1 protein-coding gene is annotated in these 425 nt (G+C 67.8%); it reads left to right on the top strand.

Annotated elements, in window-relative coordinates:
- Positions 1-36: 36 nt before the first annotated feature.
- On the top strand, positions 37-425 hold a 389-nt coding region (locus FL311_RS43720), incomplete at its 3' end, for a hypothetical protein (protein WP_228557497.1).

The raw sequence follows: 425 nt of genomic DNA on the forward strand, positions 1-425 counted from the left end.
GCTCACGGCATGGTCGATACACAAGGCGCGTCCACCATGCCTGCATTTGCCGATCGATTGAGCGACGCCGATATCTGGGCGGTGCTCGACGCGATGAAGGTGCTGGCAGCGAGTGGTGGCGTGCGTGCCGGCGGCTGGCCACTACCTGTGGCGCTGCCGGCGCTGCCCGTGCGTTGCGGGGATGCGCCGACTCAATCCTTGGCGACGTGGCGCAACGGCCAACGCGTGAGGGTGGTGGCGGTGGATGCGGCATCGAGAGCCGGCATCCCGCTGGAAGACCCGCGTTTCCAGACATTGCTCATCACGCCGGATGGCACGTTGCCACCGCCAACCCGCGCGTTTGAGGCGCGCTGTGTGGCTGAAGGTGCCGACGCCTGGAGCGTCTTCGCCACCATTGCCGGTGCCGCGCCGCAAGCGTTCTCCGG

The organism is Myxococcus sp. AB025B, from assembly GCF_006518215.1.
Lineage (GTDB): Bacteria > Myxococcota > Myxococcia > Myxococcales > Myxococcaceae > Myxococcus > Myxococcus fulvus.